17 protein-coding genes are annotated in these 19,391 nt (G+C 58.3%); 13 read left to right on the top strand and 4 right to left on the bottom strand.

The window, feature by feature from the left end; genetic code table 11:
* Positions 1 to 159 precede the first annotated feature (159 nt).
* The 9 genes from exaC (at position 160) to MUM_RS0123290 (ending at position 9,565) form a co-directional block, all read left to right on the top strand.
* Complete coding sequence (exaC, locus tag MUM_RS0123330; protein ID WP_010174748.1) at positions 160 to 1,680, top strand: acetaldehyde dehydrogenase ExaC; 1,521 nt, start codon at positions 160 to 162, stop codon at positions 1,678 to 1,680.
* A 235-nt stretch (positions 1,681 to 1,915) separates the two neighbouring features.
* Complete coding sequence (eat, locus tag MUM_RS0123325) at positions 1,916 to 3,364, top strand: ethanolamine permease (RefSeq protein WP_010174746.1); 1,449 nt, start codon at positions 1,916 to 1,918, stop codon at positions 3,362 to 3,364.
* A gap of 64 nt (positions 3,365 to 3,428) precedes the next feature.
* The gene (locus MUM_RS0123320) at positions 3,429 to 4,823 is read left to right on the top strand and encodes an ethanolamine ammonia-lyase subunit EutB (RefSeq protein ID WP_010174743.1); all 1,395 of its coding nucleotides are present in this window, start codon (positions 3,429 to 3,431) and stop codon (positions 4,821 to 4,823) included.
* Positions 4,820 to 5,668, top strand: coding sequence for an ethanolamine ammonia-lyase subunit EutC (gene eutC, locus MUM_RS0123315; RefSeq protein ID WP_010174741.1), 849 nt, complete (start codon positions 4,820 to 4,822; stop codon positions 5,666 to 5,668). Before MUM_RS0123320 ends, eutC begins: the two co-directional genes overlap by 4 nt.
* Positions 5,669 to 5,760: 92 nt before the next feature.
* Positions 5,761 to 6,219: a GNAT family N-acetyltransferase gene (locus MUM_RS0123310; protein WP_010174739.1), complete on the top strand. Its 459-nt coding sequence runs from the start codon at positions 5,761 to 5,763 to the stop codon at positions 6,217 to 6,219.
* Between the two features lie 240 nt (positions 6,220 to 6,459).
* Complete coding sequence (locus tag MUM_RS0123305; RefSeq protein ID WP_010174737.1) at positions 6,460 to 7,116, top strand: DedA family protein; 657 nt, start codon at positions 6,460 to 6,462, stop codon at positions 7,114 to 7,116.
* A gap of 6 nt (positions 7,117 to 7,122) precedes the next feature.
* Positions 7,123 to 7,953, top strand: coding sequence for a zinc-dependent peptidase (locus MUM_RS0123300; protein ID WP_010174735.1), 831 nt, complete (start codon positions 7,123 to 7,125; stop codon positions 7,951 to 7,953).
* Between the two features lie 93 nt (positions 7,954 to 8,046).
* Entirely contained in the window at positions 8,047 to 8,574 is a 528-nt protein-coding gene (gene ppa / locus MUM_RS0123295; RefSeq protein ID WP_003219382.1) for an inorganic diphosphatase, read from the top strand.
* A gap of 214 nt (positions 8,575 to 8,788) precedes the next feature.
* Complete coding sequence (locus tag MUM_RS0123290) at positions 8,789 to 9,565, top strand: LexA family transcriptional regulator (protein WP_081480122.1); 777 nt, start codon at positions 8,789 to 8,791, stop codon at positions 9,563 to 9,565.
* A 235-nt stretch (positions 9,566 to 9,800) separates the two neighbouring features.
* On the opposite strand, the gene MUM_RS0123285 is transcribed toward MUM_RS0123290, so the two are convergent.
* Positions 9,801 to 10,112, bottom strand: coding sequence for a DUF6124 family protein (locus MUM_RS0123285; RefSeq protein WP_010174728.1), 312 nt, complete (start codon positions 10,110 to 10,112; stop codon positions 9,801 to 9,803).
* 402 nt (positions 10,113 to 10,514) lie between these two features.
* Here MUM_RS0123285 and MUM_RS0123280 point away from each other — a divergent pair, with 402 nt between their 5' ends.
* Positions 10,515 to 11,159: an NAD(P)H-dependent oxidoreductase gene (locus MUM_RS0123280; protein ID WP_010174726.1), complete on the top strand. Its 645-nt coding sequence runs from the start codon at positions 10,515 to 10,517 to the stop codon at positions 11,157 to 11,159.
* Positions 11,098 to 11,478 (top strand): MerR family transcriptional regulator, encoded by a 381-nt coding sequence (locus MUM_RS0123275; protein ID WP_010174724.1) that lies wholly within the window; start codon positions 11,098 to 11,100, stop codon positions 11,476 to 11,478. The genes MUM_RS0123280 and MUM_RS0123275 overlap by 62 nt, the downstream gene beginning before the upstream one ends.
* 34 nt (positions 11,479 to 11,512) lie before the next feature.
* Here MUM_RS0123275 and MUM_RS0123270 read toward each other — a convergent pair whose 3' ends face one another.
* The 3 genes from MUM_RS0123270 to MUM_RS0123260 all read right to left on the bottom strand — a co-directional run bounded on the left by MUM_RS0123270 (position 11,513) and on the right by MUM_RS0123260 (position 15,981).
* Positions 11,513 to 13,216, bottom strand: coding sequence for a LeoA/HP0731 family dynamin-like GTPase (locus tag MUM_RS0123270; RefSeq protein WP_010174723.1), 1,704 nt, complete (start codon positions 13,214 to 13,216; stop codon positions 11,513 to 11,515).
* Positions 13,216 to 15,414 carry a hypothetical protein gene (locus MUM_RS0123265; protein WP_010174720.1) on the bottom strand — a complete coding sequence of 733 codons (2,199 nt, stop codon included), beginning with the start codon at positions 15,412 to 15,414 and terminating at the stop codon, positions 13,216 to 13,218. Before MUM_RS0123265 ends, MUM_RS0123270 begins: the two co-directional genes overlap by 1 nt.
* 330 nt (positions 15,415 to 15,744) lie before the next feature.
* Positions 15,745 to 15,981, bottom strand: coding sequence for a hypothetical protein (locus MUM_RS0123260; protein ID WP_010174719.1), 237 nt, complete (start codon positions 15,979 to 15,981; stop codon positions 15,745 to 15,747).
* A 122-nt stretch (positions 15,982 to 16,103) separates the two neighbouring features.
* Here MUM_RS0123260 and MUM_RS0123255 point away from each other — a divergent pair, with 122 nt between their 5' ends.
* Together MUM_RS0123255 and MUM_RS0123250 are read left to right on the top strand one after the other, a co-directional pair.
* Complete coding sequence (locus tag MUM_RS0123255) at positions 16,104 to 16,976, top strand: WYL domain-containing protein (RefSeq protein ID WP_010174717.1); 873 nt, start codon at positions 16,104 to 16,106, stop codon at positions 16,974 to 16,976.
* Between the two features lie 204 nt (positions 16,977 to 17,180).
* Positions 17,181 to 19,391, top strand: a 2,211-nt coding sequence (locus tag MUM_RS0123250) for a DUF6531 domain-containing protein (protein ID WP_010174714.1), incomplete at its 3' end; no start/stop codon positions are given.

The raw sequence follows: 19,391 nt of genomic DNA, 5'->3' as shown, positions 1-19,391 counted from the left end.
ACTCGGGCTGTATCAGTCGTGCCACAGCAACGGCTTGCAACAAACCCCAAGTCCTTGATTTACGGGCACTGCAAGGCACTGGCCCAACCTTTGCTCTACGCTTTAACAAGCACAACCGTGCGTCCTCCAATAAACACAAAAAGCCAGGAGATACCCACCATGCGTTACGCACACCCCGGTACTGAAGGCGCTATCGTTTCGTTCAAGGCCAAGTACGGCAACTACATCGGCGGTGAGTTTGTCGCGCCGGTCGATGGCAACTATTTCACCAACACCTCGCCGGTCAACGGCAAGGCTATCGCCGAATTCCCGCGTTCCACTGCCAAGGATATCGACAAGGCCCTGGACGCCGCCCACGCCGCCGCTGACGCCTGGGGCAAGACCTCGGCCCAGGACCGCTCGCTGGTGCTGCTGAAAATCGCCGACCGCATCGAACAGAACCTCGAACTGCTGGCCATCACCGAAACCTGGGACAACGGCAAGGCCGTGCGCGAAACCCTGAACGCCGACATCCCGCTGGCCGCTGACCATTTCCGCTACTTCGCCGGCTGCATCCGCGCTCAGGAAGGCAGCAGCGCGGAAATCAACGAACACACCGCCGCTTACCACTTCCACGAACCACTGGGTGTGGTCGGCCAGATCATCCCGTGGAACTTCCCGCTGCTGATGGCCGCCTGGAAACTCGCGCCCGCCCTGGCCGCCGGTAACTGCGTGGTGCTCAAGCCCGCCGAGCAAACCCCGCTGGGCATCAACGTGCTGATGGAACTGATCGGCGACCTGCTGCCGCCGGGCGTGCTGAACGTGGTGCACGGCTACGGCAAAGAAGCCGGCGAAGCCCTGGCCACCAGCAAGCGCATCGCCAAGATCGCTTTCACCGGCTCCACGCCAGTGGGCTCGCACATCATGCATGCGGCCGCCGAGAACATCATTCCGTCCACCGTTGAGTTGGGCGGCAAATCGCCGAACATCTTCTTCGCCGACATCATGAAAGCCGAGCCGCAATTCATCGAGAAGGCCGCCGAAGGCCTGGTGCTGGCGTTCTTCAACCAGGGCGAAGTGTGCACCTGCCCGTCCCGCGCGCTGGTGGAAGAGTCGATCTACGACGACTTCATGAAAGTCGTCATGAAGAAAGTCGAGTCGATCAAACGCGGCGACCCACTGGACACCGACACCATGGTCGGCGCCCAGGCGTCCGAGCAGCAATTCGACAAGATCCTGTCCTACCTCGAAATCGCCAAAGGCGAAGGCGCCGAGCTGCTGACCGGCGGCAAGGTCGAGAAACTGACGGGTGACCTGTCCACCGGCTACTACATCCAGCCGACGCTGCTCAAGGGCACCAACAAGATGCGGGTGTTCCAGGAAGAAATCTTTGGCCCGGTGGTGAGCATCACCACCTTCAAGGATGAAGCCGAAGCCCTGGCGATCGCCAACGACACCGAGTTCGGCCTGGGTGCCGGCCTGTGGACCCGCGACATCAACCGCGCGTATCGCATGGGCCGGGCGATCAAGGCCGGGCGCGTGTGGACCAACTGCTATCACCTGTACCCGGCGCACGCCGCGTTCGGCGGTTACAAGAAGTCCGGCGTGGGCCGTGAAACCCACAAGATGATGCTCGATCACTACCAGCAGACCAAAAACCTGCTGGTGAGCTACGACATCAATCCGCTGGGCTTCTTCTAACTGACAACCCGCTCTCACATTTGAAGTGCAATAAAAATGTGGGAGCGGGCTTGCTGTGGTGAGCGGGCTTGCCCCGCGCTGGGCTGCGAAGCAGCCCCGTCAATCGGTGGTGAACCCGACGGGGGACAAGCCCCCTCACCACTGCAAGCCCCCTCCCACACTTGATCTTCACGAAACCTTGCGACTCATCCGGCTTAAGTAAGCCGGGAAAAAACAATAAGAAAGGGATTCCATTATGCCTAGCGAACCGAATGGCGCTCCGGCGTCCGGGTCTTCTGTCGACTTCGAAAAAGTCGGCACCGAATACTTCCAACAACGGGAACTGAAAAAAGGCGCTGCCGGTTGGGTGCTATTAGTTGGTCTCGGGGTTGCCTACGTGATCTCCGGCGACTACGCCGGCTGGAACTTCGGCCTGGCCCAGGGTGGCTGGGGCGGCATGTTCCTCGCCACACTGCTGATGGCCACCATGTACCTGTGCATGTGTTTCTCCCTGGCCGAACTCTCTTCCATGATTCCTACCGCCGGCGGCGGCTACGGGTTCGCCCGCAGCGCATTTGGCCCCTGGGGCGGGTTCCTCACCGGCACCGCAATCCTGATCGAATATGCGATCGCCCCTGCCGCCATTGCGGTGTTTATCGGCGCCTATTGCGAATCGCTGTTCGGCATTGGCGGCTGGATGATCTACCTGGCGTTCTACATCATCTTTATCGGCATCCACATTTTCGGCGTGGGTGAAGCGTTGAAGCTGATGTTTGTGATTACTGCCGTCGCCGCGATTGCCCTGGGTGTATTCCTGGTGGCGATGGTGCCGCACTTCAATGTCGCCAACCTGCTGGATATTCCGGTGACCGAGGCCAAGGGCGCCAGCACCTTCCTACCGTTTGGTTATGTGGGTGTGTGGGCGGCGATTCCCTATGCGATCTGGTTCTTCCTCGCCGTCGAGGGCGTGCCGCTGGCCGCCGAAGAAACCAAAAACCCCAAGCGTGACCTGCCTCGCGGCCTGATCGGCGCCATTGTGGTGCTGACCAGCTTTGCCCTGCTGATTTTGGTGATCGCACCCGGCGGTGCCGGTGCCTACGCGCTGATGGCGTCGGGCAATCCGCTGGTGGAAGCCTTGTCCAAGGCCTACGGCGGCTCCACGTGGATGGGCCACTTCGTCAACCTGGTGGGCCTCGCCGGGCTGATCGCGAGCTTCTTCTCGATCATCTACGCCTACTCCCGGCAGATCTTCGCCCTGTCCCGCGCCGGCTACCTGCCGCGCAAGCTGTCACAGACCAACAAAAGCAAGGCGCCAGTCCTGGCACTGGTCATCCCCGGCATCATCGGCTTTGGCCTGTCGCTGACCGGCCAGGGTGATTTGCTGATCCTGGTGGCCGTGTTCGGCGCGACCATTTCCTACGTGCTGATGATGGCCGCGCACATCACCTTGCGCATCCGCCGCCCCAAAATGGATCGCCCGTACCGCACACCGGGCGGCATCTTCACCTCGGGCGTCGCACTGGTACTGGCCTGCATCGCTGTTGTGGCGGGCTTCCTGGTGGATCCGCGCGTGGTGATTGGCGCCGCGATCATCTATGGAGTATTAATTGCTTACTTTGCTTTCTACAGTCGGCATCACTTGGTAGCAGGCACGCCGGAAGAAGAGTTCGCGGCGATCCAGGCCGCAGAGGCCGCCTTGCACTAAACGCCGTAAACCTCGGTGCGGGCGCTTTACTCACATTCTGCCCGCGCCGACAAGGAGACTCTGTATGGCAAGCTTTTCCCACGCGGTCGGCGCACTGACCTACCGCTTTGACAGCCTCAAGGACGTAATGGCCAAGGCCAGCCCGGCGCGCTCCGGGGATTTCCTGGCGGGCGTTGCGGCACAGAACGACGGTGAGCGGGTCGCCGCGCAAATGGCCCTGGCGAATATTCCGTTGAAACACTTTCTTGAAGAAGTGTTGATCCCGTACGAAAGCGACGAAGTCACCCGGCTGATTATCGATACCCACGATAAACCGGCATTTTCCGTGGTCAGCCACCTGACCGTCGGTGGTTTACGCGATTGGCTGCTCAGCGACGCTGCCGATGAACACAGCCTGCGCGCCCTGGCGCCCGGGCTGACACCGGAAATGGTGGCTGCCGTGTCGAAGATCATGCGCGTGCAGGACTTGATCCTGGTCTCGCAAAAGATCCGGGTCGTCACACAGTTTCGCGGCACCCTGGGCCTGCGCGGGCGCCTGTCCACCCGCCTGCAACCCAACCACCCCACCGATGAACCGGCGGGCATCGCCGCGAGCATTCTCGACGGCCTGCTCTACGGCAACGGCGACGCGATGATCGGCATCAACCCGGCCACCGACAGCATCGCTTCGATCTGCGCCATGCTGGAAATGCTCGACGCTATCATCCAGCGCTACGAAATCCCGACCCAGGCCTGCGTGTTGACCCACGTCACCACTTCCATCGAGGCCATCAACCGTGGCGTGCCGCTGGACCTGGTGTTCCAGTCGATCGCCGGCACCGAAGCGGCCAACGCCAGTTTCGGCATCAGCCTCAGCGTGCTGCAGGAAGGCTACGACGCGGGCCTGAGCCTGAATCGCGGTACCCTCGGGCAAAACCTGATGTATTTCGAAACCGGCCAGGGCAGCGCCTTGTCGGCCAACGCGCACTTTGGCGTCGACCAGCAAACCTGCGAAACCCGCGCCTATGCGGTGGCCCGACATTTCAAACCGTTTCTGGTGAACACCGTGGTCGGTTTTATCGGCCCCGAGTACCTGTACAACGGCAAGCAGATCATCCGCGCCGGCCTCGAAGACCACTTCTGCGGCAAGTTGCTGGGCGTGCCGATGGGCTGCGACATCTGCTACACCAACCACGCCGAAGCCGACCAGGACGACATGGACACCCTGCTGACCCTGCTGGGCGTGGCCGGGATCAACTTCATCATGGGCATCCCGGGCTCCGACGACATCATGCTCAACTACCAGACCACTTCATTTCACGACGCACTGTACGCCCGGCAAACATTGGGATTAAAGCCGGCGCCGGAGTTTGAACAGTGGTTGGCGAAAATGGGCATCTTCACGCAAGCCGACGGCAAGGTGCACTTCGGCAACAGCCTGCCGCCAGCATTTCGCCACGCCTTGGCGCAACTGGGATGAAGAAGGAACCGCCTGTGCACATCGACACCCCGGAACATAATGTAGACAACCCGTGGCTGGAACTGCGGCGCCTGACTCCGGCGCGGATTGCCTTGGGCCGCACCGGCACCAGTATTCCTACCGGCGCGCAGTTGGACTTCCAGTTCGCCCACGCCCAGGCGCGGGACGCGGTGCACCTGCCGTTTGACCATGCGGGACTCCGCAGCCAACTGGCCGAACGCGGCCGCGACAGCCTGTTGCTGCACAGCGCTGCCATCGACCGTCACAGCTACCTGCAACGCCCGGACCTCGGGCGGCGCCTGAGCGATGAGTCGGCCCAGGCATTGCGGGACTACGCCGAAGCCAACCCGGGCGGCGTCGACCTGGCGGTGGTGGTGGCCGACGGCTTGTCAGCCCTGGCGGTGCATAAACATACGTTGCCGTTTCTTACACGCATGGAGGAACAAACCCACGCTGAAGGCTGGTCGCTGTCACCGGTCATTCTAGTGGAACAGGGCCGCGTCGCCGTCGCGGACGAAGTCGGCCAGTTGCTGGGGGCGAAAATGGTGGTGATCCTGATCGGCGAGCGACCGGGACTCAGTTCGCCGGACAGCCTGGGGCTGTATTTCACCTACAACCCCAAGGTGGGCCTCACCGATGCGTACCGCAACTGCATCTCCAACGTGCGCCTGGAAGGTTTGAGCTACGGCATGGCGGCTCATCGCTTGCTTTACCTGATGCGTGAGGCCTGTCGCCGGCAGTTGTCGGGGGTCAATCTCAAGGATGAAGCGCAGTTGCAGACGCTCGAATCGGATGATCCTGACCTGATGAAGGGCAACTTCCTGCTCAGCGCACCTAAGGACTGATCCCTGCACGATTGCGCTTTTTCTCCGCTTTAGGCAGCATCGAGACACGGCCGCTTGTGTGGTCATACCCCATTTGGAAGTTGAGGCCTGGCATGCGGATAACTCAAGCGACCCTGGAACACCTGGACCTGTTGACCCCGCTTTTCGTCAAATACCGCGAGTTCTACGGCGCGCTGCCCTTCCCCGATTCAAGCCGCGCCTTCCTGGAAAAACGCCTGCGCCGCAAGGAGTCGGTGATCTACCTGGCGCTGGCCGACGATGACGACAAAAAACTGCTCGGTTTTTGCCAGTTGTATCCCAGTTTTTCGTCGCTCTCCCTCAAGCGCGTGTGGATCCTCAACGACATCTATGTGGCCGAAGACGCACGCCGGCAGTTGGTGGCCGACAACCTGATGCGCACTGCGAAGAAGATGGCCAAGGAAACTCACGCCGTGCGCCTGCGTGTTTCCACCAGCAGCGACAACGAGGTGGCGCAGAAAACCTACGAATCCATTGGTTTCAGGGAAGACACCGAGTTCAAAAACTACGTGCTGCCCATCAGCGATGACTGACATCTATTAACCAAAGCTCATGCATCTGTTGTGGGAGGCCCCTCCCACACGGACGCTGTGTCTACAATACGATCGATGTCGCGACATTCCCCGCTACAAAACCAACACGCTTTTCACGACTCTATCCGTATAATGCGGACCTTTCAGGGTCGTAAGAAATAAGCCACAACCTTGTAGCCCTTATTACCCGAAGCCTCCGCACAGGCCCGCTGAGCCAGGCCATTCACACAGGTGCCCTCCATGGATTTCAACCCGCTCGACCTTATCCTGCATCTCGACGTGTACCTCGACATGCTGGTGAGAAACTACGGAGTGTGGATCTACGCCATTCTGTTCCTGGTTATCTTTTGCGAAACCGGCCTGGTGGTCATGCCCTTCCTGCCGGGTGACTCCTTGCTGTTTATTGCTGGCGCTATCGCAGCAGGCGGCGGCATGGACCCGATATTGTTGGGCGGCTTGCTGATGCTCGCGGCCATCCTGGGTGACAGCACCAACTACGTGATCGGACGAACGGCCGGGGAGCGCTTGTTCAGCAACCCCAACTCGAAAATCTTCCGCCGCGACTACCTGCAGAAAACCCACGACTTCTACGACAAGCACGGCGGCAAAACCGTGACCCTGGCGCGCTTCCTGCCGATCCTGCGGACCTTCGCACCGTTCGTCGCCGGCATCGCCAAGATGCCGTACCCGCGCTTCTTCGGGTTCAGCGTATTCGGCACCATCCTGTGGGTCGGCGGCCTCGTAACCCTGGGCTACTTCTTCGGCAACGTACCGTTCATCAAGAAAAACCTGTCGCTGCTGGTGGTGTTCATCATCCTGCTGTCGCTGGTACCGATGATCATCGGTGTATTCCGCAGCCGCTTCGGCCGCAGCTCCACCGAAGCCAAGCCGCAGTAACCGGCGATGTGGTCCCTCAGCGCCTGGCGTCGCCGGCGCCTGCTGGCCAAGCACCCGATTGCCGATGAAACCTGGCAGCGGGTGCGCCACCACCTGACCTTTCTCGACGGCATCACCGCAGAAGAAGACCAGTGGCTGCGGGAAGCCTGCGTGCTGTTCCTCGTCGAAAAACACCTCACGGCCCTGCCCGGCGTCGAACTGCACCAGGAACAACGCCTGCTGCTCGCCGCCCAGGCGCAGCTGCCATTGATGAACCTTGGCGACCTCGACTGGTACCAGGGTTTTCACGAGATCGTGCTCTACCCCGACGACTTCCTCAGCCCCCAGCGCCATCGCGACGCCAGCGGCGTGGAACACGAATGGGACGGTGAACACAGCGGCGAAGCCTGGCAACAGGGCCCCGTGATCCTTGCGTGGCCCGGCGTGCTGGCCAGCGGCAACTGGGAAGGCTACAACCTGGTGATCCACGAACTGGCCCACAAGCTGGACATGCTCAACGGCGACGCCAACGGCCTGCCGCCGCTGCACCACGACATGCGCGTGCAGGAATGGGCCAGCGTCATGCAAAGCGCCTTCGACGACCTCAACCGCCAACTTGACCACAACCCCGACGCCGAAACGGCCATCGACCCGTACGCCGCGGAAAACCCGGCCGAGTTCTTTGCCGTCACCAGCGAATATTTCTTCAGTGCCCCGGATTTACTGGCCAGCACTTATCCACAGGTGTACGAGCAACTGAGCCACTTCTACCGCCAGGACCCGCTGGCGCGCCTGCACCAGCTGCAGGCCGGCGACGTGCGGTATCAGACGGAACGCCAAGCGCCCTACGACGTCTGACGCATGGCATCGGCGTCAGAATATGCCTATAATCGCCGCCACTTTTAGGCCAATCCGGCCATGTTTCATGGCCAACTACGGGGGCAACGCCCAATGAGCTACAGCAAGATTCCGGCTGGCAAAGACCTGCCGAACGACATCTACGTCGCCATCGAGATTCCGGCCAACCACGCGCCGATCAAATACGAAATCGACAAAGACAGCGACTGCCTGTTCGTTGACCGTTTCATGGCCACCCCGATGTTCTACCCGGCCAACTACGGTTTCATCCCCAACACCCTGGCTGACGACGGTGACCCCCTCGACGTGCTGGTCGTGACCCCTTACCCGGTCACCCCAGGCTCGGTTATCCGCGCACGTCCGGTCGGCATCCTGAACATGACTGACGACGGCGGCGGCGATGCCAAAGTTATCGCAGTACCCCACGACAAGCTGTCCCAGCTGTACGTCGACGTGAAGGAATACACCGACCTGCCGCCACTGCTGCTGGAACAGATCAAACACTTCTTCGAGAACTACAAAGACCTCGAAAAAGGCAAATGGGTGAAGATCGATGGTTGGGGCAACGCAGACGCCGCCCGTGCCGAGATCCTGAAGTCGGTCGCTGCCTACAAAGGCTGATACCGCTACTCGCTCTAAAAAAGCCCCGATTATTCGGGGCTTTTTTTGTGGGAAAAATATAAACACCCGGCTATTTTAATAAACACTTTTACATACCATGTTTAACTAGATTAGTTAACTAACAGAACAAGCCTTCAATAAGGAAACACCTACATACGGCAACTCAACGCATGGTTTATTTGATCTGGTTTTACGGCCAGTAAACTCTGCGTTTATGAATACATCAGGTGATCGCTTAAGAGCGCTATTAAGGGAAGTCCATCTTTCCGCTTCCGACTTCGCCAAGAACCGCGATGTTACGCCTCAACACGTAAACAACTGGTTCAAGCGCGGCGTCCCCATGGGCCGTCTCAACGAGTTCGCAGAACTGCTGTGCGTCACCAGCCGCTGGCTGCGTACAGGCGAAGGCCCCAAACATCCACCCGCCAACTTCCTGCTGGAAGGATCCGATGCAGACCACACACACCGTATCGCCCGTGAACAGACCGGCAACTACATCGCCCAGCCGGTCTCAACGCCGGCAAAAATCGACGTGGAGATTCCCCTCCACCCCACCTTCACCTCAACCGAAAACATCCGCCTCTCCCTGCACACCCTTGAAACCATCGGCGTAAACCCGGAGCGGGCACTCGGTGCCTACATGGTCGGCAACAGCATGATCGACATCATCCAGGACGGAAGTACCCTCGCCATCGACTGCGGCCGCAAACAGATTATCGACGGCGAGATTTATGCGGTAGAACACGACGGAATGTTGCGCATCAAATACCTCTACAACCGCCCCGGTGGCGGCCTGCGGATGCGCAGCCACAACAGCGCCGAACATCCGGACGAGTTTTTGACCTACGAACAGCGGCATGAGCAGAACTTTGAAATTCTGGGCTGGGTGTTCTGGTGGGCGACACTGAACAACCGCCGCCCGCCAGTGCCGCTGGATGAGCATTTATTGGGCTACGAAGGCTCTAAATCGGATCCGAAGCTGGGAAATTGAGGCGAATGTGGGTATCATGCGCCGCACATTTGGCAGGGGGTTGGCGTGAAGCCGGTCCGCCCTGCCTGGCGATGCGGAGGAGTTCCCGCTGATGCCCCTATCACCTGGGCGCAAGCCTGGGTGAACGATTTGAAGGCTGGTGAGGTTTACCAAAAATAAGCTGAACCAGTCCCCGAGAAGCCGGCCACAAGCCGGCTTTTTAATGCCTGGAAGAAACTCGGGGCGCGAAGTCACCTCACCTCGGCTGCAAACAGTCCAGCGCTCGATCCACCACCACCTTCGACATTTCCACCAAATGCATCACCGCCCGCTGCGAACCATTCAGCGGCTCGGTCGACGCCTGGGCGGTCGCTACGGCGCAATGCAACAGCTCGGCAGCATGAGCCAGAGCATCTTCGAAACTCAGTTCGTCATCAACGGTAAACGGGTTGGGTGAAGGCTGCGCATCCGGCGCTTTGAGGTAGCGATCAATCACTCGGCGCGAGGCATCAGTGTCGCGGAGTAAGGCTTTGTGGAAGGCGGGTGGATCGGGGGTAACTTTGACCATGGTAGAACTCCTAGCAGTGAGTTGAACCACTAACTTCTCGCGACTAAACGATCAGAAGGTGGCAGCTGTACGCAGGTTAGTCGACCGGCCGCTAGGCACCGGCGCACCCGAAGGTGCCCTGCGCACAGCCACCATAAAGTGCAGGCGATAAATACCTGGCTTTGAGATGGCGCTGTGCGCCTAGCGTCGTCCGGGCGACTAAACCCGATCACCGAATATGCAGTGACGGAACGCAGACTAGTCGCGGGATTTTGCTGGCGCAAGCGCTTGGAATTCTCTAGGAAACGTCCTGCAAATGAAAGGGATGAGTCTTCCTGGCCATTCCCAATCACTGCCACTTCTTGACTCTCCCCTTAAGGTCACACCTCACCCTGAAGCACTTACTTTCAGGACTCCACCACCATGAGCCAACGCATCCTGGTCATCCTCGGCCATCCTTCGAGCACCAGCTTCTGCTCTGCCCTCACCGACACCTACATCACCCGTGCCAAAACTGCCGGCCACGAAGTGCGCGTTCTGTGCCTGGGCGACCTGACGTTCGACCCCATCCTGCACAACGGCTACAGCCAGGTCCAACCTCTGGAGCCCGACCTGCTCAACGCCCAATCCGACATCCTGTGGGCCAATCACCTGACGTTTGTTTTCCCCATCTGGTGGGGTGGCATTCCGGCATTGATGAAGGGTTTTATCGACCGGATTTTCCTGTCCGGTTTCGCCTTCAAATACCGCAAGGGCAAGGCCTTCCCCGAGAAACTCCTGAAGGGCCGAACCGCGCATTTGCTGGTGACCCTCGACACGCCGCCGTGGTATTACAGGTGGTTCTACCGCATGCCTGCGCTGCATCAGATGCGCAAGACGACGCTGGCGTTTTGTGGCATCCAGCCGATCAAGACGTTGCAGTTCGGACCGGTGCTGGGCTCCACGCCAGCGCAGCGGGAACAATGGCTGAAACAGGCCGGCGCACTCTTTGGGAAAAGGACTTTTCATGTACATCGGCAAAGCCGCGCAGTTGTCGGGCACCACGATCAAGGCGATTCGTCACTATGAGGCGATCGGTCTGTTGCCGCCGCCGCAACGGGAAGGCCGTTATCGCATTTATTCCCCGCAGAGCGTCGAGCTGCTGAGTTTTATCAAGTGTGCCCAGCAGTTGGGTTTCAAGCTCAAGGAATTGCAGGTGATTTTGCGCGGGTACCAGGGTGATGAGCTGCCCTGGCAGCGGGCTAATCGGGCCATTGCAGAGAAGAAGCAACAGTTGGTCTGTCAGATCGAGGCCCTGCAGCGGGTGCATGCAGGCCTGGTTGCGTTTGAAGAAAGTCGCGAGGGTGTATCAGGTTTTTGTCTGCCGGCTGATGACGGCCCGCCATAAGGCAGGCCGCCGGGTATCACATGAGCGTGATGTCTCAACCCACGACCGTAAACTCCGCTTCGATCACCTCTCCCATCGCTCGCCATGCGTGAAACCGCTGACGCTGTTCTTTACGTTGAGCCACGTCGCGCTTTACGCCCTCTACCGTTGCTGTCAGCTCGACAAAGTCTGCAAAGAAGGTTTCGGTGAATTTCGGGCTGTTGATCAGGGCCAGTAACTCACTGCGCTGGGTCTCGAAGTTCTTCACCATCTGGTCGAGTGCTTCGCGAAAGGCCCGTTCACGCTTGGCTTGTTCCCAGGTATCCCAGGCTTCCATCGCAAGGCCAACCACCGCCAGTGCACCGTTGAGGCCTTTGGCAAGGTTGACGGCGCCCCAAGGTTTGAATTTGAGCATTTTGCCCAAGTCCAGGCCGACGATTTTGGCGGCACTGACGAGACCGTCCCGGGTGGCGAGGATGGTGCCATTATTGATCAGGTTACTTTTGAGTACGTAGTCTAAACCTTGCTTGCCAAAGACTTTGACCGCACTGTTGAAGTGATTGACCTCGGCGTCAAAGCCCACTTTCATCTTGCTGACTTCAAGCGTCACGGCCCGAAGTTGACGCTCAAATTCGTTTTGCAGGCGAGTGGTCACCATGACGCCTTCACTGCCGACTTCACGCTCGAAAAAGTCAGTGAACGTTTCCTGACTGAGGCCCTTGGCCTGCAGGATCAGGTCGGCGAAATACTCACCCACAAACTGACGCAGGTTACCGCGCACGTCACCAATCTGCGCGTCGGTAGCGGTCAATTGTTTTTCCAGGCGCAGGCTCATGGTGATCAGCTTATCCACCTCCTCACCGATCTTTTCATCGTTCTGGACCGCGACGGGCAGTTGCTTGTCGAGTACGTCCCGAATAACGCTGTTCTTGGCCTCTTCTACGATTGCGATCGCACCGCCGTTGTCCTTGATCTTGCGCAACGTTGCGTCTTGCAGTGTGCCAATGTGGGAAAGAACCTTGAACTCATCCAGGTTGTCCAGCCAGTACTCGGTGCCTCGGTCAAAGGGGTTGGCGGCCACCGCAATGATTGCCAGGGCATCGGCCTCGCTTGAGGTGAGGCTGATCAAGTCGCGTAGCCGCTCGGTGACATTGCGTTGCTTGATCTTGAGGTTGCTCTGGTACTCCGCTTCATCCTCCACATCCACCACTTCATCAAACCGGCTGAGTACAAAAACCGTACGCGGCAACAGGTTCAAGGTTCGGAACAACCACGTCAGGTCTTCCTTGTGGCTTTCCTTGATCGGGTTGGTGGAGTTCATCACGTACAGCACCAGGTGCGCTTCGCTGACGTACTTTTTGGTGATGTCTTTGTACTTTTCGATAGAGTCGGTTTCAGCGTTGAACTGCTCTTTGAAACCGAATAAACCTGGGGTATCGATCAACACAAATTCTGAACTGACGTCATAGACTTTGACTTCGTTGGACGACTCCTGATGGCTGATATTCATGCTGGACTTATCCAGCTTCTCCATCCAGGCCGCGGCAATGGACGTCTTGCCTTCGGAAAAACCACCCACCAGGGCGATTTTCAGTTTATCGCCGGCAACGCCCTCGATAGCAGTCTGCAACTTGGCCTTGAGGTTCTGATCAATCTGTACTCCAACGCTTTCGCCCTGCTGGAGGAAGGCCTGGAGTTTCTCGAGGATTGCCAGCGCCCGGGTCTGCTGCGCCTTGAATGCACCTAGTGTCTTTTCCATTATTTGGCACCTGCTAATTCGATTTTGGTGGACAGTTTGTTCAGCTCAGCGATGGACTTGACCAGCGTATTGTTGATTTCGCTGACTTGGCGCACCGGCTCGGCCAGGGCGTCCTTGAGGCCTTCGACTTTCTTTTCCAGTTCAGGAAAGGCATCGGCCAGGCTATCGCGCATGGACTGGCGCAGTTGCGCAGTGATCTTGTCGAGGTTCTCGTCAACCGACTTACGCTGCTGAGCCATTTTGTAATCGCTGCTGAAAAAGCCGATGACTGCCTTGCCCGCGCCGAACAGCACCCCGGCGATACCCAATGCCAGGATCACCCAGCCTGCCGGATTCCAGAACAACAGCGCTCCGCTGCCCAGCGTGATCAGCAAGTTCTTTACCTTGAGGCCATTGTCGATGTCGATCTTCAAGTCAAACTTGGTGTCCATCCGGCCGACTCGCACCTTTGCGTAAGCTTCCAGCAACTCACTGGCATACTGTTGGAAGCGCTCGATGACGTCGGCGATATCCGCCTGGAAGCGTTGCAGCTCAGCCTCCATTTTCTTCGGCAACTGCGCTTCCAGAGTGGCTTGGCCTTCCTGTATCAGGGTTTCGAACGCAGCCTTGAAGCTGTCATTGCTGATGTCACGCTCAATACGTTCGTAAATATGACGCCGAACCGTATTTTTAAACGTGTTGATCGCTTGCTCACCCTGAGTTTCCAGGCGGGTTTTCAAGCCTTTTAGGCTGATGTCCAACTGGTCGCAAGACCCCTTCACATCCTCTTTCAAACGGTCCCGCAGGGGCATGAATGATTGAAGGCGCAGCGTGTCGAACTCGTCCTTGGCATTCATGACCACCTGATTGGCCTTATTGAAGTTTGAGCGCCGGATCTTGTGTTTGTAATCGCTGACCAGGTCACCCGTCAGGACCTGATGGAACTGCTGGATATTGGTTTTATGCAGCATTTCATCCATCGTGAAGTTAGCGAGAAACTTGGCCTTGTTCTTGGCATGGGGAGAACCGGGCGGCAGGCAATCGGCAACGGCCAGGAAGGCAGGCTGTGCGCTCAGGGGAATAACCTTTTGGTAGTTATCACCCAGTTGCTCGCGCATTTTACTGTTCAGGTCATCCAGGCTGGCCAATTCGTCTGCACTTACCAAATCGCCTCTTAGCATCATCGGGTTAGTCACACGCTTATTGAACAACGTCCAGACTTCAGTTTGTGCCCCCAAGTGCTCTTTGATTTTTTCCAGGGTTCCCTTGTTGGCACCCTCGCCCTTCTGTGGCGCGGCGGCTTTGCCTGTTACATAAAAAACCGCGTGAGCCTTGCGCACCGCCGACCAAATACTGTCGATGACCTTCGCTTCCTTGCCTTCAATACCTGGCACATCAAGCAAGACGAATTGTTGCTCCCCGGAGCGAAACTCGTAATCCTGGGTATCGAGGGTGAAATCAGAACTGCCATTGCCGATGATCCCACCGTCGGCGAAGGCATCCAGCTGGCTCAGTTGCTGCTCAAGGCGCGTGCGCTCAAGCTCGGCCTCACCTTTTTGTTGCTGGGCTGCGCGTTGCTGATTCTTGAGGTGCTCAACCGCGGCGATACCTTCAGCTTCTGCAGCATCAAGGGCCAATGCGCTGCGCGCCTGTTGATGCTCTTCCGGCAGCTTGCGAAACATGTTCAGCAGTTTCTGCCAAAATGAAGCGCTTGCTTTCTTGTCTGCCACCTGCTGCTGCAGGCGAGAGACTTCATCCACAAGCACGCCACGGCGATCATCGTGAAAGCGCACCAGTTCAGCGAGTTTGGACTCCAGATCAGCCAGCAACAGTTCACCGTCCTGGCTCGACTTCAGTAAGGCTGCGAAGTTTTCCTCAGTCAAACCGGCCTTCACCTGCAGGGCTTTATATTGCTCCTGGGTTTCAACTTTGCTGCGTTCGTTAAGCATTATCCGCAGCGTTTCAATGATCGTGGACTTTCCGGCGTTGGTTTCACCATAGAAAGCGATGGTGAACTTGTCCCACTCGGCGCTCCCTTCCAGCGCAGCAATGTGTTCATTGATTTCTGCCTGAAATTGCCCCAGCACTTCACGAGTTTGGCTCTGCGCCTTGGACACTTGTTCATCTGTCGACGAGGCTCCGAGTTTTTTTAAAATCTCATCGACTTCACGAGCCACGCTCGAATAAATGTGCTTCGGGGATTCCAAATCAATACTCATCAGAGCTCTCATCGTTTCATTGAAAGAATGTCGAATCTCGCGGTAGTAACCCGCTAATGATCAATGATGTGATCACAGGATTACCGCCTTGCCGGCTGGAGAACAGGGCAACGGAGGAATAAGTCAAAGGGTAGGGATACACGAGAAACTCCTTCTTCCGTCATCACGCTGTTTTCAGAATCCATCCAAGCGTCGAGGTGCGAAAACCCGGTCCAGCGCCTTGTAAAAACACTGAGCAGCGCAGGTGCACGCGAATTTCGCCGAGGGATGCTACTTGAAGAGGTGGCGATTAGCCATCCGACTAAGGCATGCCCCTTACTCAAGGGCCACTTACTCCGTCGGAGTAGAGACCATCGTCAACTCTGCCACCCGCGCCCTTTCCGCCCGCAACGCCCGCTTCAACTCACGATTCTCCATCTCCCGGATCTTCGCCCAGCGTGTCGCGGTGCGACAGCCCATCACAAACTTCCAGATCTCCCGCAGCCGCAGATACTGCATCAACAGCACCAGCAGAATCACACCGATCAACACCAACGCACCTGTCGAAATCAACTCCGACATACCCATGTCCTTTTTCCTTTTTTTAGCTTCGAGCAATCTCGAAGACAGCCACACGATATGTAGCCTTTGATTACAGGTCCATACTGTGGACAGATACAGGTAAAGTAATGGCACACATGGGAGGGGTCATGAAACGCAAGCAATCCATTGAGCAAGTACGCTGGGACCTGGCACTTCGCTATCGCCTGATCGAGACCGTCGCCTGGTGGGAAGGGCGCCTGACCACGGGGCACTTGATCCAGAGCTTCGGCATCAGCCGGCAGCAGGCCTCGAAGGACATCAACACGTACATCAACGAGCATGCGCCCCGAAACTTGACATATGACAAGCAGCTCAAGGGCTATGTCCCGAGCAAACTGTTCAAGCCGAGGTTTATCGACGACAGCGCCAGCGCCTATTTGCACCTGCTGTACCAGAACAATGAACGAGCGCCGCATATTGAAGGGCTGGCGTTGGCCTATGCCCATACCAAGGTGCTGGAGGTGCCTGACCGCAGCATTCGGCCACAGATTTTGCGCCCGCTGCTCAAGGCCTGCCGCGAAGGGCTGCGCCTGGAAACCGAGTACGTTTCCCTGGCCAACCCGGAGCCGGAGATTCGCCTGATTGCGCCTCATACCCTGGTGTACACCGGCATGCGCTGGCATGTGCGGGCCTACTGCGAGAAGAATCGCAAGTACCGCGACTTCGTACTCAGCCGGCTGAGGGGTGAGCCGGAGTTACTGGATAAGTCAGAAAACCTGATCAGCGAGGACACGGTATGGGAGACCGCCGTGGACCTGGTGATTGCCCCGGACCAACGATTATCACCCACCCAGCGGGCGATCATCGAGACCGACTTCGGCATGGTCGACGGACAGTTGGTAATCCCCAGTCGTCAGGCGTTGGTGAAATATGTTTTGCAGCGTTATCAGATCGATCCGAAGAATCTGGACCCTAAACCCGAAGCCCAGCAGATCGTGGTGAAGAACCTGCAAGAGCTGAAACCTTGGCTGTACGATTGATCGATACGGGTTCCTCTCGGCGCAAGGCCGAGGGGATCGCTGTGGTCAATGAGCTGAATCGCTGTTCTACGTAGTGCCGGGCACCAGCTCGGCACGGAAAAAATCTCCCTCCTCGTAAGCCCAATCTGATTTTCCGGACCACTCGTCCAGCCCCTATTTTGCTGTTGCAGACTCCGACGCCTCCCCTTTGCAGAGACGTCACGGATGACTGCTTCTTCGTCCCACATTGCCCATATCGAACACGAACTGGATGGCTTTCATCAGAGCCTGGCGGTGTATCGCCAGCAGGTGGGCGCCTGGTATTCGCAGGCGCTGGACAAGGTCAGCCATGGGGCAGATTTGCCGTCGTTGCTGGGGATGGATCGAATCATTCGGGTGGGAGATTCGAGCAAATCGGTGAGCATGACCGATGACAATTTCTCGACGGTGGTGCGCTGTGAGGTCGGCGGCGTACTGGAGATCGAGAGCAAGTTCGAGTCGGTGTATGACGTGCCGCTGGGAGGTATTCCGGTTGAGGTGATTGGGCTGGATGACGGCAGCTCTACCGTCGTCATGCTCGATGAACAGGGGAAAGGCTCTCACCCCTGTGTGGCCGGCAAACGCTACCGGGTGCGGGTGCAGGGTGGGGTTTCGCAGGAGCAGGTCGAGGCGCTGCTTTCGTCTTACGACGGCTTGACCGCTGACCTGGAAAGCTGGCTTCGCAAGCAATGGGACGGTTTCAGACCGCATTGGGAAAGGTCCACTTCAAGCGCGATTGGCACTGGCGTGCTGGCGGGAAGTTGGGCAGCAATTACTGGCGTGTGGGACGCCATCAAGCAGGTGCAGGAGATCTTCAAGGATCCGGGCAAGCTGTTTGAAAGCCTGGGAGCCAAAGCCAGCGAACTGATGGAGCTGGCCCGCACTGCGCCAAAGGTGATGGAACAGGCGATGTTGCTGGCCAGTGATGAGGCGGCGCTGTACCTGATGCTGCGCACGGCGATGATTTGGCTGTCGGCGTTACCGCCTAGCGAGGTTGCCGGCAGTACCGCCGAGGCGGTGGCCGGGTTTGTGGTGTCGTTGCTGATCGATTTGTTGGTGGCGGCTTTGCTGACGGTTGTTTTGCCGGCGGCGGGTATCGCCTATTTGAGTTCGCGTGCGCTCAGGTATGGCGCCCGGATTGTTGAGGCGGCCATTCGGTTTGTGAAGGGCATATTCAGTGTTCTTCAGAGCTTTATGGGGGCAGTGGGACGGTACAAGACAGCGGCGGTTCGGGGCGCTGTTGATGGGTTGAAAAAGGGTGGTGTGCAGATGCGCTGGGGGCCGCGTCAGAACACCGTGGTTCGGGAGAAAGCGCATGTCGATGATGTGCCCGCCTCTGCCAAGAACCCCGGTGGCGATGCAGCCGCTCCCGCAGACAAGACCGCAACCAACGGCTGCCCGGTATCGATGGTTACCGGTGAGGAGCTGCTGACCCTCACCGACGGCTCGTTGGAGGGCGTGCTGCCCTTTGCCTGGACGCGGTTGTATCGCAGCAGTGCGGTGGAAGTGGATTGCGGGTTGGGGTTTGGCTGGAGTCATTCGCTGGCTCAGCGGTTGGCGGTTAGCGGTGAAACGGTGGTCTGGACCGATCATGAAAACCGCAGCACTACGTTTCCCCTGCCCTCCGCTACGCGGCCAGCCATCACCAATAGCCTGGCGGAAGCAGCGATTTATCTGGGCGCTTTGCCTGATGAGTTGGTACTGGCTCAGGCATCCCTTTTCTACCATTTCCGTGACGGTGTGCTGACGTCGATCAGCGACGCGTACGACAACCGGCTGCGCATTTCACGCGATTATTCCGGACGGATTCAGCGGATTGATAACGGCGTCGGCCAGGGATTGCTGCTGCGTTATGACCGCGGGCACATCGTTGCGGTCGACTATCAGGTACAGCGGGAGCTGGACTGGATTACCGAGCAGAACGTTGTTTCCTACAGGTACGACGATGCCTGGCGGTTGATCGAGGCGACCAATGCTGTCGGCGAAAGCGAGCGTTATCGGTACGACGATCAGCAGGTGATTCTGGAACGACAACTGGCCGGTGGGGCGAGTTTCTTCTGGGAGTGGGAACGGTCCGGCAAGGCGGCGCGATGCGTCCGGCATTGGGCCAGCTTTTCCCAGATGGACACGCGGTATACCTGGGACGACAACGGCAGCGTCACCGTCCACAACGCCGATGGCAGCCAGGAAGTCTACGTCCACGACCAGCGCGCACGGCTGGTGCAACGGATTGATCCGGACGGCGCGGAGCACTTCAAATCCTACGATGACAAAGGCCGGCTGACAGTCGAGCAGGATCCGCTCGGCGCGGTGACGGCGTATCAATACGATGAAGCCGGTCGGTTGATTGCGCTGTTTCCCGGTGACGATGCGCCCACGTCCTACGAGCATGACAAC

This window comes from Pseudomonas sp. PAMC 25886, assembly GCF_000242655.1.
Taxonomy (GTDB): domain Bacteria; phylum Pseudomonadota; class Gammaproteobacteria; order Pseudomonadales; family Pseudomonadaceae; genus Aquipseudomonas.
This window is presented reverse-complemented; position numbering and strand designations above follow the sequence as displayed.